14 protein-coding genes are annotated in these 16729 nt (G+C 54.4%); 11 read left to right on the forward strand and 3 right to left on the reverse strand.

Annotated features, from left to right (window positions below; translation table 11 throughout):
• Positions 1-11: 11 nt before the first annotated feature.
• The 3 genes from atpD to glmU all read left to right on the forward strand — a co-directional run bounded on the left by atpD (position 12) and on the right by glmU (position 3346).
• Entirely contained in the window at positions 12-1391 is a 1380-nt protein-coding gene (gene atpD / locus CXF97_RS18565; protein WP_039757213.1) for a F0F1 ATP synthase subunit beta, read from the forward strand.
• A 45-nt stretch (positions 1392-1436) separates the two neighbouring features.
• Positions 1437-1862 carry a F0F1 ATP synthase subunit epsilon gene (locus CXF97_RS18570; protein ID WP_101159742.1) on the forward strand — a complete coding sequence of 142 codons (426 nt, stop codon included), beginning with the start codon at positions 1437-1439 and terminating at the stop codon, positions 1860-1862.
• Positions 1863-1978: 116 nt separating this feature from the next.
• The gene (gene glmU, locus CXF97_RS18575; protein WP_101159743.1) at positions 1979-3346 is read left to right on the forward strand and encodes a bifunctional UDP-N-acetylglucosamine diphosphorylase/glucosamine-1-phosphate N-acetyltransferase GlmU; all 1368 of its coding nucleotides are present in this window, start codon (positions 1979-1981) and stop codon (positions 3344-3346) included.
• A gap of 13 nt (positions 3347-3359) precedes the next feature.
• Here the strand turns inward: glmU and CXF97_RS28260 are convergent, their stop codons facing one another.
• Positions 3360-3536, reverse strand: a complete 177-nt coding sequence (locus CXF97_RS28260) for a hypothetical protein (protein ID WP_178081213.1) — start codon at positions 3534-3536, stop codon at positions 3360-3362.
• Positions 3537-3573: 37 nt separating this feature from the next.
• Between CXF97_RS28260 and CXF97_RS18585 the strand changes: the two genes are divergently transcribed.
• From CXF97_RS18585 to CXF97_RS18620, 8 genes are all read left to right on the forward strand, one after another.
• Complete coding sequence (locus tag CXF97_RS18585) at positions 3574-4350, forward strand: DeoR/GlpR family DNA-binding transcription regulator (RefSeq protein ID WP_101159744.1); 777 nt, start codon at positions 3574-3576, stop codon at positions 4348-4350.
• A gap of 2 nt (positions 4351-4352) precedes the next feature.
• Complete coding sequence (gene glmS / locus CXF97_RS18590) at positions 4353-6185, forward strand: glutamine--fructose-6-phosphate transaminase (isomerizing) (protein ID WP_101159745.1); 1833 nt, start codon at positions 4353-4355, stop codon at positions 6183-6185.
• Between the two features lie 282 nt (positions 6186-6467).
• On the forward strand, positions 6468-7322 hold the full coding sequence (locus CXF97_RS18595; RefSeq protein WP_101159746.1) for a TnsA endonuclease N-terminal domain-containing protein: 855 nt from the start codon (positions 6468-6470) through the stop codon (positions 7320-7322).
• Entirely contained in the window at positions 7319-9487 is a 2169-nt protein-coding gene (locus CXF97_RS18600) for a Mu transposase C-terminal domain-containing protein (RefSeq protein WP_045061251.1), read from the forward strand. Before CXF97_RS18595 ends, CXF97_RS18600 begins: the two co-directional genes overlap by 4 nt.
• A complete protein-coding gene (locus CXF97_RS18605) occupies positions 9484-10944 on the forward strand; it encodes an ATP-binding protein (protein ID WP_019816907.1) in 1461 nt (486 codons plus the stop codon). The genes CXF97_RS18600 and CXF97_RS18605 overlap by 4 nt, the downstream gene beginning before the upstream one ends.
• 17 nt (positions 10945-10961) lie before the next feature.
• On the forward strand, positions 10962-12629 hold the full coding sequence (locus tag CXF97_RS18610; RefSeq protein ID WP_082060923.1) for a TnsD family Tn7-like transposition protein: 1668 nt from the start codon (positions 10962-10964) through the stop codon (positions 12627-12629).
• 378 nt (positions 12630-13007) lie between these two features.
• Entirely contained in the window at positions 13008-14639 is a 1632-nt protein-coding gene (locus CXF97_RS18615; protein ID WP_256589868.1) for a TniQ family protein, read from the forward strand.
• A gap of 187 nt (positions 14640-14826) precedes the next feature.
• Positions 14827-15159, forward strand: coding sequence for a DUF2790 domain-containing protein (locus CXF97_RS18620; protein WP_039593249.1), 333 nt, complete (start codon positions 14827-14829; stop codon positions 15157-15159).
• Positions 15160-15463: 304 nt separating this feature from the next.
• Here the strand turns inward: CXF97_RS18620 and CXF97_RS18625 are convergent, their stop codons facing one another.
• Together CXF97_RS18625 and CXF97_RS18630 are read right to left on the reverse strand one after the other, a co-directional pair.
• Positions 15464-15931 (reverse strand): DUF411 domain-containing protein, encoded by a 468-nt coding sequence (locus tag CXF97_RS18625; RefSeq protein WP_032872163.1) that lies wholly within the window; start codon positions 15929-15931, stop codon positions 15464-15466.
• Positions 15921-16724, reverse strand: coding sequence for a cytochrome c (locus CXF97_RS18630; protein ID WP_101159748.1), 804 nt, complete (start codon positions 16722-16724; stop codon positions 15921-15923). Before CXF97_RS18630 ends, CXF97_RS18625 begins: the two co-directional genes overlap by 11 nt.
• Between the last annotated feature and the right edge of the window lie 5 nt (positions 16725-16729).

Consider the following 16729-nt stretch of genomic DNA (forward strand, 5'->3'; position numbering starts at 1 on the left):
AGGATCCAGCTATGAGTAGCGGACGTATCGTTCAAATCATCGGCGCCGTTATCGACGTGGAATTTCCACGCGACAGCGTACCGAGCATCTACAACGCGCTGACTGTACAAAGCGCGGCCGCAACCACCCTGGAAGTTCAGCAGCAGCTGGGCGACGGCGTGGTGCGTACCATTGCGATGGGTTCCACCGAGGGCTTGAAGCGCGGTCTGGAAGTCAGCGACTCTGGTGCAGCCATCTCCGTACCGGTCGGTAAAGCGACCCTGGGCCGGATCATGGACGTCCTCGGCAACCCGATCGACGAAGCTGGCCCGATCGACACCGAAGAGCGCTGGGGCATTCACCGCGCAGCACCTTCGTTCGCCGAGCAAGCAGGCGGCAACGACCTGCTGGAAACCGGCATCAAGGTTATCGACCTGGTCTGCCCGTTCGCCAAGGGCGGTAAAGTCGGTCTGTTCGGTGGTGCCGGTGTAGGCAAAACCGTAAACATGATGGAACTGATCCGTAACATCGCCATCGAGCACAGCGGTTATTCCGTGTTCGCCGGTGTGGGTGAGCGTACTCGTGAGGGTAACGACTTCTACCACGAGATGAAGGACTCCAACGTTCTGGACAAAGTGGCACTGGTTTACGGTCAGATGAACGAGCCGCCGGGAAACCGTCTGCGCGTAGCACTGACTGGCCTGACCATGGCCGAGAAGTTCCGTGACGAAGGTAACGACGTTCTGCTGTTCGTCGACAACATCTATCGTTACACCCTGGCCGGTACTGAAGTATCCGCACTGCTGGGCCGTATGCCTTCGGCAGTAGGTTACCAGCCGACCCTGGCTGAAGAGATGGGCGTTCTGCAGGAACGTATCACTTCGACCAAGGAAGGTTCGATCACCTCGATCCAGGCGGTATACGTACCGGCGGACGACTTGACTGACCCGTCGCCAGCGACCACCTTCGCCCACTTGGACGCCACCGTCGTTCTGTCCCGTGACATCGCTTCCCTGGGTATCTACCCGGCGGTAGATCCACTGGATTCGACTTCGCGCCAGCTGGACCCGAACGTGATCGGCCAGGACCACTACGACACCGCTCGCGGCGTTCAGTACGTTCTGCAACGTTACAAAGAGCTGAAAGACATCATCGCGATCCTGGGTATGGACGAGCTGTCGGAAGCCGACAAACAGTTGGTTAACCGTGCTCGTAAGATCCAGCGCTTCTTGTCGCAGCCGTTCTTCGTGGCTGAAGTCTTCACCGGTGCTTCGGGTAAATACGTTTCCCTGAAAGACACCATTGCTGGCTTCAAAGGCATCCTCAACGGTGACTACGACCACCTGCCAGAACAAGCGTTCTACATGGTTGGCGGCATCGAAGAAGCGATCGAGAAAGCCAAGAAACTGTAATCCCGGCGCCCGGCAACGGGCGCTAATTTAGGTTGAGGCAATCAGATGGCTATGACAGTCCATTGCGATATCGTCAGCGCGGAAGGGGAAATCTTTTCCGGCCTGGTCGAGATGGTGATTGCGCACGGTGCACTGGGTGATCTTGGTATCGCTCTGGGTCACGCGCCGCTGATCACTAATCTCAAGCCGGGTCCGATCCGCCTGATCAAGCAAGGCGGGGAAGCCGAGGTGTTCTACATCTCCGGTGGTTTCCTCGAGGTTCAGCCGAACATGGTCAAGGTACTTGCCGATACCGTGCAACGTGCTGGTGACCTGGATGAAGCTCAGGCGCAGGCCGCTCTCAAGGCTGCCGAGAATGCCCTGAACGAAAAAGGCGCGGACTTCGATTACGGCGCCGCTGCCACACGTCTGGCCGAGGCTGCAGCTCAGCTGCGCACCGTCCAGCAGATCCGCAAGAAGTTTGGCGGTTAATCCGTCAGCCGCTTGTTGTGCGATTGATAAAAAAGGGTAGCCTCGGCTACCCTTTTTTCTTTTCCGAATTCAAACCCCGGTCGCAGTCGCTGACCACCCAGGATTGGTAGCCAGTCATGTCTCTTGAAATCGTTATCCTCGCGGCCGGTCAAGGCACTCGTATGCGCTCGGCGCTGCCCAAGGTGCTGCACCCGATTGCCGGCAACTCCATGCTCGGCCATGTTATCCACAGCGCTCGGCAACTTGATCCACAGCGCATTCACGTCGTGATCGGTCATGGGGCCGATGTGGTGCGTGAGCGCCTGGCGGCTGATGACCTGAATTTCGTGCTGCAGGACAAGCAGCTCGGCACGGGTCATGCCACCGCTCAGGCCGTGCCGTTCATCAATGCGGACACCGTGCTGATCCTCTACGGTGACGTGCCATTGATTGAAGTCGAAACGCTGCAACGTCTGCTCAAGCATGTCGTGCCGGGTCAAATGGGCTTGCTCACCGTGCAACTTGATGACCCGACCGGTTACGGCCGTATCGTGCGCGATGCCGACGGCAAGGTTGCGGCCATCGTCGAACATAAGGACGCCAGCGAAGCGCAACGTGCGATCACCGAAGGCAACACCGGCATCCTCGCCGTGCCGGCCAATCATCTGGCGGACTGGATGAGTCGCCTTTCGAACAACAACGCGCAGGGCGAGTACTACCTCACCAACGTGATCGAGATGGCTGTCAGCGACGGCTTGGTGGTGGCCACCGAACAACCCCACGACCCGATGGAAGTGCAGGGCGCCAATGATCGCAAGCAGCTTTCTGAACTGGAGCGTCATTATCAGTTGCGCGCCGGCCGTCGCCTGATGGCCCAAGGCGTGACCCTGCGTGACCCGGCGCGTTTCGATGTGCGTGGTGAAGTCAGCGTAGGCCGCGATGTGCTGATCGACATCAACGTGATTCTCGAAGGCAAGGTGATTATCGAAGACGACGTTGAGATCGGCCCGAACTGCGTAATCAAGGACAGCACCCTGCGCAAAGGTGTGGTGATCAAGGCCAACAGCCATATCGAAGGCGCCATTCTTGGCGAGGGCAGCGACGCTGGCCCTTTCGCGCGTTTGCGCCCGGGCACGGTACTCGAGGCTCGCGCCCATGTGGGTAACTTCGTTGAGCTGAAAAACGCGCACATGGGCGAGGGTGCCAAGGCTGGCCACCTGACCTACCTGGGCGATGCCGAAATCGGCGCACGCACCAACATCGGTGCCGGCACCATCACCTGCAACTACGATGGCGCCAACAAGTGGAAAACCGTGTTAGGTGCTGACGTATTTATCGGCTCGAACAACTCGCTGGTGGCGCCTGTGGATATCTCCCACGGGGCGACTACCGCAGCCGGCTCGACCATCACGCAGAATGTGGATAACGCCCAGTTGGCGGTCGGACGAGCACGCCAGAAGAACATCGACGGCTGGAAGCGGCCGGAAAAAATCAAAAAGTCCTGATTTATCCACAGCCTCACTTAGCCACGCCAATCCATTGTGGAAGCGGGCTTGCTTGCGAAAGCGTCATGTCAGTCAACATCAAAGTTGAATGATTAACCGCTTTCGCGAGCAGGCTCGCTCCCACGCTAATTTCAAGCATTCTGAATTTTTCTCCTTGCGACTTGACGGCAACCTTTCGATAGAGTTTCATTGCTTGCGTTATCTTTCGAATCGAAACTTAGGCCGCCATGTCCAAGCGCAATACTCCCCAGCGTCGCCATAACATCCTCGCCTTGCTCAACGAGCAGGGCGAAGTCAGTGTGGATGAGCTGGCCAAGCGTTTCGAAACTTCCGAAGTTACGATTCGCAAGGATCTCGCGGCGCTGGAAACCCATGGTCTGTTGCTACGTCGCTATGGCGGTGCGATCACCATGCCGCAAGAGCTTGTCGCGGAAACCGCGCAGAGTATCTCCAAATACAAACAGGCGATTGCCCGTGCGGCGGTCAAACGCATCCGCGAACACGCACGCATCATCATCGACAGCGGCAGCACCACCGCGGCGATGATTCCCGAACTGGGCCAGCAACCTGGCCTGGTGGTGATGACCAATTCCCTGCATGTCGCCAATGCCCTGAGCGAACTCGAACACGAGCCGGTGCTATTGATGACCGGCGGTACCTGGGATCCGCATTCGGAATCCTTTCAGGGCCAGGTCGCCGAGCAGGTACTGCGCTCCTACGACTTCGATCAACTGTTCATCGGCGCCGACGGCATCGATCTGGTGCGCGGCACCACCACTTTCAATGAACTGCTCGGCCTCAGCCGAGTGATGGCCGACGTCGCGCGCGAAGTCATTGTGATGGTCGAGGCCGACAAGATCGGCCGCAAGATTCCCAACCTGGAGCTGCCCTGGAGCAGCGTCCATACCCTCATTACCGATGATCGCCTGCCGCAAGAGGCACGCGATCAGCTTCAGGCCCGCGGGATCACGTTGATCTGTGCGGCTGTCAGTCAGGAGAAATAACCATGTGTGGCATTGTCGGCGCTGTAGCTGAACGTAACATCACCGCCATCCTTCTCGAAGGCCTGAAGCGCCTCGAATACCGCGGCTATGACAGCGCCGGCGTGGCGATTTATACCAACGATGAAACCCTGGAACGCATGCGCCGTCCGGGCAAGGTCAGCGAACTGGAAACCGCGTTGGCCGAGCAGCCGCTGGCCGGCCGTCTTGGTATTGCCCACACCCGTTGGGCCACCCATGGCGCGCCGTGCGAACGCAACGCTCACCCGCATTTTTCCGGTGACATCGCGGTGGTGCACAACGGCATCATCGAGAACCACGAACCCCTGCGCGAACAACTCAAAGCGCTGGGCTACGCGTTCAGCTCCGACACTGATACCGAAGTCATCGCCCACCTGCTGACCCACAAGCTCAAGGAACAACCGGACCTGGCCGCCGCGCTCAAAGCGACCGTCAAGGAGCTGCACGGCGCCTACGGTCTGGCGGTGATCAATGCCCGGCAACCTGATCGTCTGGTTGCCGCGCGCAGTGGCAGCCCACTGGTGATCGGCCTGGGTCTGGGCGAGAACTTCCTCGCTTCCGACCAACTCGCTCTGCGTCAGGTCACTGACCGTTTCATGTACCTGGAAGAAGGCGATATCGCTGAAATCCGTCGCGACAGCGTGCAGATCTGGGACGTGAACGGCACCGCCGTCGAGCGCCAGACCGTGCAGTACACCGACGGCGCCGAAGCCGCTGACAAGGGCGAGTTCCGCCACTACATGCTCAAGGAAATTCACGAGCAACCGACCGTGGTCCAGCGCACCCTCGAAGGTCGTCTGGGCAACAATCAGGTGCTGGTTGAGGCCTTCGGTCCGCAAGCCGCCGAGCTGTTCGCTAAAGTGCGCAACGTGCAGATCGTCGCCTGCGGCACCAGCTATCACGCTGGGATGGTCGCGCGTTACTGGCTCGAAGAATTGGCCGGTATCCCGTGCCAGGTCGAAGTCGCCAGCGAATTCCGTTATCGCAAAGTGGTGGTGCAGCCGGACACGTTGTTCGTGACCATCTCGCAGTCCGGCGAAACCGCTGACACCCTGGCCGCATTGCGCAACGCCAAGGAGCTGGGCTTCCTCGCCAGCCTGGCCATTTGCAACGTCGGCATCAGCTCGCTGGTGCGCGAATCCGATCTGACCCTGCTGACCCAGGCCGGCCGCGAAATCGGTGTGGCTTCGACCAAAGCGTTCACCACGCAACTGGTCGGCCTGTTGCTGCTGACTCTGTCGCTGGGGCAAGTACGTGGCACGTTGGTCAACGGTGTTGAAGCCACGCTGGTCGAAGAGCTGCGTCGCCTGCCGACCCGCTTGGGCGAGGCGCTGGCGATGGACAGCACCGTGGAAAAAATCGCCGAGCTGTTCGCCGAGAAAAACCACACGCTGTTTCTCGGCCGTGGCGCACAATTCCCGGTAGCGATGGAAGGCGCTTTGAAGCTCAAGGAAATCTCCTACATTCACGCCGAAGCCTATCCGGCTGGCGAGCTCAAACACGGCCCGCTGGCGCTGGTGGACAACGACATGCCGGTGGTCACGGTCGCGCCGAACAATGAACTGCTGGAAAAGCTCAAGTCCAACCTGCAGGAAGTCCGCGCCCGTGGCGGCGAGCTGATCGTGTTCGCAGACGAGAAGGCTGCCATGACTAACGGCGAAGGCACTCACGTGGTGCAGATGCCGCACATTCACGACATCCTCTCGCCGATCCTTTATACGATCCCCCTGCAACTGCTGTCGTACTACGTCGCCGTGCTCAAGGGCACTGATGTCGACCAGCCTCGAAATCTGGCGAAATCCGTCACGGTGGAATAAGTTATCCACCGTAGATTGACGCTGGTGGTTTTTAACAATAAAGATTGACACAAAACAATAAAGTTTGACACTGGCGAACATAGATTGACACAAGGCTCAAACCCCCGTATCTACGGGGGTTTTCCTTTCCAGGCTTTCCCTTTGGTCTGGAATCATCGCTTCAACTTTCAGCGGGTGTAGTCTAGAAAACGTTTTGTATACGGCCGCTTTGCCGGTCGTGTCCTTCTACGACTTTTTCTCGGCGCGAGGTGAAGCGGTCCGCATCGACTGAGGAGGCGTGGGTTGCGAGGTCGTAAGTTTGCATCACAGCAGGACATTGAACGGCACATTGCAAATGGATTTGGCGAAGGCGCCGGGGCAAGCTACGTGCCTTGGCTGCGGGTACAAGATGTCCCGTCGATAGGTCGTTCGCACAAGATTCAAGGCGTGAAGATCGAGAGGATTCATCACCTCCTGTCAGATCTCGAGCGTTCGTACTTCCTTGTGTGTGAATTTTCTGAAGACGTCGTGGATATACGGGAGCAATACCCTTTACTACCCACAGAGCGTGCGCAAGCGATAGCGTCGGCGATCGATGTACGCTATCCAAGATACCCTAGAACAACACTGCCTTATGTGATGACAACAGACTTCCTGTTAACTGTTAAGGACCCGAGCGGAAACTTCAAATCGGTAGCTAGGACGGTGAAGTATCGTTCCGATTTAATTGGCAATGGAAGTAAAAGAACGCTTGAAAAACTTGAAATTGAAAAGCGTTTTTGGGAAAGCCAAGGTGTTGATTGGAAAATCGTAACAGACGAGTTTTTTACACGAGATTTGATTAAAAATCTTGGACTAATCAGGAGGTACTCGAAGCTCTCTCGTGATTTAATGAAAGCGCCGTTGCATTCGAGTTTTATCGAGTGCCTTGTAAACAGCCGGGAATATTCGTGGACCTTGGCCACCTGTCTAAGAAAAATAGCATCACTTCTGTCCATTTCCTATATAGACGCTCAAGCAATTTTCTTTCATCTGGTTTGGAACAAGATACTGAAAATCGATTTGGTTAACACTCCTCTCTACCTTACTGGTCTAGTTCCTGGCTTCGAAGTTTCACCGGGCCCTGTCCAAGTATCGTTGAAGGAGAAATTATCATGACTGTTCTCGTTAATGACGTTTTCGAGCCTGTAACCGATCTGTCGGTCATTGCTACGATAGCCAGGCTCCTTTACCAGGATGAAACGCATGACTTAGCAGTTTTGATGGATCTAGCTGACCCACCCCGGCAGCCGTACGCGGTTGGTCTGGATGAGCTGCGTCGCTCGATAGCGTCTGGTCACACCAAACCAGCAGCCATCACCACGCCCGAGTTTATGCTTGTGCTTGAGGAACAGTTGGATGAGAGAGCCAAGCAAGGCCGGGACGAAAAGTGGGCCGTCATCGCCCCTCTATTAGATCCTGAATACCCGGGACAAATATTTGTACGAGGTGAGTTAGGCCGGCTTGTTAGCAGACGGGCGTCAGAGCTCGGAATCCAGCGGAAAACGATCTATCGGCTTCTTTACCGATATTGGTTTTATGGTCAAGTTCGCAACTCATTGCTTAATAATTATACGGCGGTAGGTGTTGCCGATAGAAAATATGATCCGAGCAGGCCACCAGGGCGAAAGCCTAAATTTCAAGGCGTTCTTACTTCGCCTTCCAAGATGCTCAGTGCAGTTGATAAACGATGCATCCGTGTTGGATATGCTCTTTATGTAAGAGATAAGAAATCATCTATTTCGAGCGCATATGACGAAATGTTGAGACGATTCTACTCTGTTCGAGACATCTCTAAAAACAGTGAAGAAGAGCTTCGTTTGTTGCCTGGTTCAGAACTCCCCAGCTTGAGGCAGTTCCAATATTGGGGACAGATTTTTTTCGACGAGATTGAAACCGAGCGTGGCCGTAAAGGGTTGAGGAGGTGGTTAAAGGATTGCCGTCCGCTTTCAGGTACCGTTCGAGATTGGCTGCGTGGACCCTGTCATCAGTTCGAAATCGACGCAACGATTGCCGATATTTATTTGGTCAACAGCTACTCTAGACGGATGCTCATTGGTCGGCCCGTTGTTTATATCGTAGTGGATAGTTTCTCCGGAATAATTGCTGGTCTCTATGTAGGATTGGAGGGCCCTAGTTGGAATGGGGCGAGACAAGCGCTGTTCAACGCGTTTACCTCCAAAGTCGAGTTCTGCGCTCAGAACGGCGTTGACATCAATGCAGATGATTGGAATTGTCACCACCTGCCCCACCAGATTTACGCCGACCGGGGAGAGATGCTGTCACTCGCAGCAGAGGGGTTATCCTCAGGGTTGGGAATTGAGATGGGCACTGCCCCACCTTATCGGCCTGATTGGAAGCCTATGGTAGAAAGTCGGTTTGGCATTTTGAATGATTTGACGGGTATCAGGTGGCTACCTGGCGGGGTAGCTGCGCGGGACAAAGAGCGCGGCGAGCGAGATTACCGGCTCGATGCCACGCTGAACCTCAAAGAGTTCACCCAAATCCTCATCAATTGCGTGCTCCACTATAACCGTCACCATCGACAGCCTGACCGACTGACTCAAGCGATGATGAATGACGGCGTAGAACCTACGCCTAACGGTATATGGAATTGGGCCTGCGACAACGACCTGATCGAATCCAACAAACGTCCCGACGAGCTGGTTTATCTCCACCTTTTACCGCGTGAGCGCGCGACCGTTCAAAAGGGCGGAGTGATGTTTCGCGGCATGCACTACGTGTGTGATATGGCCATAGAGAAAGATTGGTTTGCCAAGGCTCGCAAAGGGGGCGTTTGGTCAATAGAGTGTTGGTTCGATCCGAACTCTGCGGCACACATTTGGATTCAAGGAGAGGCCAAGCAGTTTATCCGTTGTGATCTTCGACGATCGGATGCCGGTTACGCGAATTATCGCTCGGACGAGATTTTTGATCTGCTCGAAGCCTATCGCCAAAAACCGCCTACTCGCCGTCGAGCTGAGCTGGAAAGCCGTGTGCAGCTTAGCGATCAGGTCCACCAGATCATCAGTCACGCGCTCGCAGAACGAAAACAGGAACCTGCTCCGCCTACTAAGGCAGAGGCCACTGGAAACATCCGCGAGAACCGCGCAGAAGAACGTCTCCGCGAGCGTGAAAATGCGGTTGTTCCTGAAGGCGTCAGGGTGGAGCCAGCTTCACTTCAATCTGAAACGACACAGAAAGCGCATGATTCATATGCCGGTGAGCGCACCGCTCAGGTTATCGATTTGCTCAAAAGAATTCGGCCAGGACAGGCAAAATGAAAGGTGCACAGACGTTTGCCAATTACGTCAGACAGGACATTAGTGAGTATGCGGGTAACCCGCTTATCGAAGCTTTGCCTCCGATATTGTCGGAGGCGGCGGCTGTTGAACTGATTTCGAACTTTCCTCAGCCGGTGGATCCGAAAGAGCTGACGCTCGAAGGAGCCACTCGAATTCACTGTATCGACAGGCTGAGAACCGTCGTACAGCCGTTCTTGCTACATCTGGAACTGGAGGCCCTGTTCTCACTGCTCATCCGTCGAGGGTATGTCGGGCGTAACCCGATGTCGCCCGCTACCGTCCGGCATTTGCATTCTTTATCGGGAGCTCAGCGTTACCACGATGCGTTCAAGTCCACTGCAGAAACGTTTACGGTCGTCGGCCTGAGCGGCATTGGCAAGTCAACGGCACTCCACGCCATCTTGAGCCTTTATCCACAGACAATCCGTCATGAGCGCTATGAGGGAAAGCAGTTTGTTCATACCCAAATCACATGGCTGAAGCTTGACTGCCCTCGGGATGGATCGCTGGCTGGATTTTGCCAGCAGTTTTTTTATGCGGTTGGAGACGCTCTAGGAGACAAGGACTACCACAAGCGCTACCGGCATCGAAACATCAATGATGCGCTGCAACAGATGGAGCAGGTGGCCAGCACGTTTTTCATCGGCGCCTTGTTGATCGACGAGCTGCAAAACCTCCACCTGGCGAAAACCGGTGGTAAGGAGAGCATGCTGAATTTTTTCCTGCACTTGGTAAACAACATCGGTATCCCGGTGGTTTTCAGTGGCACGAACTCGACGATTAGCCTGTTCTCAGAAGCCATGCGGACTGCCCGCCGAGTTTGTGGTGCTGGTACGCTCGAATTCAAACGATTCGAAAAGGATGATGAGGAGTGGCGGTTGTTGGTCGAAAATCTCTGGAGCTATCAGTGGTGCAAACAGACGGCTGAGCTGACCGACGAGATTTTTGACACGCTGTATGAGCACACTCAAGGCGTCACGGATTTCCTGGTCAAGCTGCTGGTATTGAGTCAGCGTTATGCGGTCCAGAGTGGCTCGGAGTGTTTGACTGCCGAGATCCTGGTGAAGGTAAGCAACTCAAAAATGCAGATTCTAAAGCCAGCCCTTTCAGCTCTGCGTAGCCGTGATCCGAAGCGGATGCGACAGTTTGACGATTTGCTGCCGATTGAGGATCAGCTGAGCGAAATGATGGTTTTCGATGGATTGGCACGAGAGGATCGCCTCACCTTGCTTCGAAGCGTTGTATCCCGTGAGAAGCCGGTAGACCCATCTCCGACCATTTTTGCGAAAGATCACCCATCGCCGATTGCTACTGCTGTGGAAAACTCAGAGGCTAAAGCGCTTAGCGAACATGACGCTCCCCTCGACGCTCTGCGCGCTGCGGGCTGGCTCAACGAGGACCTGTTTGAGTTCTCACCGATGTATCACAAAGCGTGAGTCGGAGGGGGGGTGAAGTGCAACTTAAACTCCATTTCTTCCCCGCCGCGTTTCCCGACGAGACGCTGCACAGCGTGATTTCTCGTTATGCCCGTCTTTGCGGTGTTCGTAATTGCCAAGCAGCATTTGCCGGACTGAAATCGGCGGCAGCTTTTTCGCAAAATGTGGCATTCCCGAGTCATTTAGGGGATTTTGTCGATGCGCTACCCAGCGGTACTGAGCTATCGGTAGCCGAGGTCCTCATGCGCCACACATTATTACCCTACTATGCGCCGTTTTTGAGGATGAGCCAGGTCGAACACGCTCGGACGCTGATGACCGCTGATGGGAAAGGCTTGATGTTGAAGCTGGGCGTCAACGCGAGCCGTATTGGATTCGCCTCCCGAGTGCGGTTATGCCCAGAATGTATCGCACAAGATCAGGCTCAACGGGGAGTCGCTTACTGGCACAGGGTCCACATGCTTCCAGGCGTGCTGGTATGTCCGCATCACGGTACGTCACTCAGGATCCTTGATCCTCGCTGGTCCAGCCGCAGCTCTCGACAACTCAATCTGCCCAATGATGAGAATGTGCAAGCACACACAGTACTTCTCGACACCCCGTTGCGGTGCATGCCACCGCTTCACGAAATAGCGTTGCGCTCACTTCAGGTCCTCGAGTCTGACGTCACTGCTTTGTCGGCGGAGGCGGTGCGCTTCACGCTTTTACACAGGGCAACGCAGCTCAACCTTGCTTCTGATAACCATCGCTTGCACCTGCACATGCTGGCGCAGCACATGGCCGATTTTTTTGCTGCACTCCCGCGAGAATGGGAGTTTTCTATACTCGGAGATGTTCGTGCAGGTACACCCGCCTCATGGGTCACGAAGCTGCTTCGTACGCCTATAACCTCTCACCATCCGCTCAAATACATTTTATTGGCCGGTGCTCTGGGCGTTGAAATGGTGAGCTTGCTTCATGGTCAATGCCCAGTGAAAGAGGCGGTGGCATGTGATCCGAAAGCTCACATTCGGCTTCACGCGCGCCTTTCTCCGGTGATGCCTGGTGAAGGCCTGGACTGTTCGTCAGCCGCTGTGTGGCAACATGCTCTTGAAGGAGCTGATGCCAAAAAGATCGCTGCCGTTCTAGGCGTTTCATCAGCGTATGTCTATCGTCACATCAGAAATGTACCCGGCGGGCAAGATGCTTGGAGGGAGGCACGATTTCACACTGAGCTATGCGCAAGACGCGCGGCTTTCGAGGCTGATTATCGATTTTACAAAGCACATGCATGCAGGGGGTATGCGTGGCTGTATCGCCACGATAAGCAGTGGCTTTCGGAGTCAACTGCAAACCCAAGCCCCCATCGTACGCCTCGTCTAAATAGCACCGAAATGTTCGCTGCCCTCGATGCGAGACTGGCCGGCGAAGTCCGTCAGTGTGCCGACGCGCTTTATGCTCTTGCGGGTAAGCCTGTCCGCATTTCGCGTACCAGGATAGGTCGGGAGCTTCATGTTCTTTCTCGCTTCGAAAAGCAGCTTTGCAAGCTTCCTCTGTGTGCCGCAATGCTCGAAAAAGTATGTGAACCAATCGAAGGCTTTCACGATAGGCGTCTGCGATGGGCTAGACGCCAATTGCTCTCAGAGGGCAAGGCTGTATCACGTTCTTCGCTCTACAGGGTCGCGAGCATTCGACCCATGCTGTAATCCAGCTGGGCATTCCCCCTCCATCTAAAAAGTTCTAAATCAATTCACCATAAACCCATTATTTTTCTGTTAATGAAAAAATTCCCCTCCAGAATAGGTCCGGCATACGCTGGATCATCACGATCAGCATGTAAACGTACTAACCCGCGATCAACTGAAATAGTTTTGCAACCGGCATGGGCTGACCTACGCGGGTTTATCGATACGTGTTTTGTATTCGAGGAATACGGGCGCGGCAGGATTTAGATGAATTCACTACGATTCAAAGTTGAGCGGCTTGTCATTTCAAATCCAGACCGGATGCAGAATTTTAGGGGTTGCATATATACTGCCCCCGGATGCACATTCTCTTCGAGCCCTACCTTTAATCGGTAAATGATGTCTGATCTATTATTTTTCCCCGTTTCGATGCCGGATGAAATGCTTTACTCTCGTGTCACCCGATATCACTATCTGTCAGGTAACAGAACCGCGACGGAAACCTATCGCGATTTGTTCGCATCGAAACCCTTTTGCATCGGTGGCATCGTACCCAAGCAGATCGAGAGGCTCGCGCACAGGCTGCCGGGGCAATCGGAGAGCAATCTCGCAGAGTTGATCAGAAGCAATACTACTTTTCCTGCTTACCGACCGTTTCTTGGGGTTAAGCAGGGGCCAGAGAACGACGTAGGGCCACTGGGTTATGACGGGGTGGTACGGGTGCCCCGCAGAGAAGAGTCCACCCATGGCAAGGCTAAGCTTTGTCCTACCTGCGTTCAGGAAGATTTGATTGAGCGGGGTTCTGCCTACTGGCATCGATCTCACCAGATACCCGGTGTTGCCGTCTGTTGGCGTCATGGCGACGCATTGATCCATGCCTGCCCCGAGTGCTCTCGCCCGTTCTACCGTAAATTGAAGCTGCTTCCCAATCTGACTGAGCCATGCGCATGCGGCTGGAGCCCGTTAAACAGCGCAGCAATACACAAGGGGTCAAAGATGGAACAGAAAGTCGCTCTGTTCGCACACGATATCCTGCAACGCAATATCCCTCCGATAGGCAGTACGGTATTAAGTTCGTGCTACGTCCGCCAATGCAAGAAACGCGGATTCATTTTCGGAAAAAATGCGGGTATCGCAAAACTATTCGACAGCATCCAAAGCGCTTACGGCGATGAGCTTTTGGCGCAGATTGATCCAGCCTACAACACCGGAAAGCATGAGCAATGGATCCGGCTCAAATCAGATAAAGGTCAGCTAAATATGCCGCTCGCGCGGCATTTGATCATTGCTCTTCATTTGTTTTCCAGTGCAGATGGCTTTGAAGAGGCTCTGAAGAATGAGTCTATTCTGCTGAGTGCCGCTGTTTCTCCGCGAGCGCCCAAAGTCGAAGAATCGCGTCTTAGTCAAAAAACTAGATATCGCCAAAAAATCGAGTTGCTTTTAGCGCTACGTACCGATGCCAATATCGAGTACCTCTGGAAGAAGGCGTACAAACCTACGCAATGGATTCTAGAAAATGATAACGCATGGTTAATGGCAAAACTCCATGCCCCTAAAAAAGCTACAGTTAAGGTCGAAAAGTCCGTCGACTCAAGAGACGACGCCTATGCAGCCCTTATCGAAGCGGGCGTAGATGAGCTGTATAAAGTTACGAAAGATCCGAAGAGAGTGAACATTCGGAATTTACAATCGCTGCTCCCAGGTTCGTTACCTCATGAGCTGGATCTACGCAAGCAGAGGTTCCCTCTTACTTATCAACAGATCAAGATTCATCAGGAGTCAGTATGGCATTTCCGTCTAAGAACTTTAGTGTGGACTGTCTCTGAACTCATCAGGATGAAGCTCCCCGTGAATTACTCGACGGTAAGATTGACCTCAGCGGTATCAAGCAAGGTTTTCCTGGCTTTTTGCAGTTTCTTCGAGTGGGATCTGGAAAGCCTGGCAAGAACCGGGGTCGACGCGGAGGTCCTGCTCAGGTCTACCGGCGTATCGAGGAATTGGGAGGGACCACCGGTTCAAATAAGCTTTTGAGGGCATCTTTGTTCCGTCACCGTCTGCCAACCTTGGGTGTTAACAAAAATCCTATCTGGCTTGAAAGCGTAAATGCGGGGTAGCGTCCACCTTTCACATTAGTAACCTTCGCGGCAGCTTTCTGAAAGCTTTCACTTGTTACTCTTTAACTCAGTAAATTGAGCTTTAGGAGAAAATCATGAAAGCAATGACAGCAGTGAAAGCGTTTTGCGCCGCTTCGATTTTGACCTTATCTTCATTAGCCATGGCTGAAGGAGGCGGTGACCGCGTGTATGGTCGAATGATGCAAGAGAACCAACAAGCAATGGAGCAATATGCCTCAAGGAACGGCAAGACTCCTCCTGAAGTTGTTCATTATGAATATGGTATGAACCTCGATATCCAGAAGGTCGTCAGTGTCACGCAAGCCAATAAAACCTGTGGGGTTGCTCCTTCACGCATGACCTATGAAGACTCTACGGGCAAGCTTAACACCGTGGAATATAAGGTCATGGCCGACAACTGCCCCCATGGAAGCTAGACAATGAAAATTATTTAAGAACTGCATAATTTTCCTTTGTCCGAAACTAGCTTACTGCTCGCTGACGTAGAAGTAATTTTCAGGAAAGCCTGAAGTTATCCATTTTATGAAATCATTCCGTCAGTCGAAGGGTTTCTAACGTGCAGTAAACAATTGCTCGACCACCTGATACATCCCGCCTCCTTGTTTTTCCTTTGGTTTGGGAGGTGGTTTAGGCGCCCTAGTGGCGCCTTTTTTACGTTCGAAATGAGCTATGTCCTCTGCACGGCCATGACCTTCAGCATGCAGGAGTGAGATTAGAAGATCAGTTTTCGGGGTATTCAGCAACGACGTGGTCTGTGCCTGCCTTTGACAAGCCGATTACGTTATACGCGTCATGTTTCCCGTCCACTTCCATTCCTGGGGAGCCGGCCGGCATGCCTGGAACGGCAATCCCGAGCAGGTCATCACGTTTGCTCATCGCAATGATTTGCTCGGCGGGCACGTGACCTTCAACAAACTTTCCGTTGATGGTTGCTGTGTGACAGGACGAGAGCTCAGGAGAAATCCCGAGACCGCGCTTGATCGCGCTCATGTTGGTTTCCACGTGATCAACGACGGTAAAGCCGCTGGCTTCAAGGTGCTGGACCCATTTCTTGCAGCATCCGCAATTAGCGTCGCGATGTACATCGATCGTCAATGGCTCTGCTGCGTGACTGGCTGAACTGATGAACAGAGCCACGAGAGCAGCGAGACGAAGTGCCCGTCTGCGACGAAGAGAATTATTTCGCATGGGTATGTTCCTTCCCATCAGTATGTGTATGTGATTTGGGCTGTACGGTTGGAGTCGGGGCCGCGTCATCTGAAGCTTCCCTACCCTTATGATCGGCGTGGTCCGCAGGCTCCTTTGCAGACGGCGCTGCGGAGGGGCCATGGGCATGTGCCGTGTTTTTCTCGTCATCATTAGCGCGGACTTCCGCCCTTTGGTTGGCAGCACCTGCGCCACTTTGCCCCTGGGTCGTTCCATGTTGACCCTCATGGTTGTGCATCACGCTTTCGCCACCACCGTGTTGATGGCCACCGCTACTCGTGATCAGGGCTTTGTATTGCTCTGTATCAAGTGACGGAAGCTGCTGGAGAAATGCGACCATCCCCCATATGTACGGATCGGCCATGCTTTTGCCCCACGCGGGCATGCCGGTGGATTTGATTCCGTGTTTGATGATCCAAAAAGCTGCAGCTGGGTGCCCGTCGACGCCCAGTTTCGAAAGATTCGGAGGTGCAGGGTAAAGGCTGTTACTCAGTTCGGTGCCTGCAAGCCCCGGAGCCAAATGGCAACCGACACACATCGAGTTGTAGTTGCCAGCACCTTCACGGATGAGAGCTTCTTGGCTCAGGTCGGGGACCTGAATGTCGCGCGAGCGCACGTGTATCGAGCGATCCCGAGCAATAGAAAGTAGCGCGTAGACGGGGGCAGAGTGGGGATCATCCGCCCCGACATTGATCACGCCGAAATACACCACGCCGGCAGCCGCTGCTACGGTGGCCAGACCAGCAGCTATTAGTGCCTTCAGTGTAATCTTCATGCCCG

The organism is Pseudomonas sp. Choline-02u-1 (assembly GCF_002836515.1).
GTDB lineage: Bacteria > Pseudomonadota > Gammaproteobacteria > Pseudomonadales > Pseudomonadaceae > Aquipseudomonas.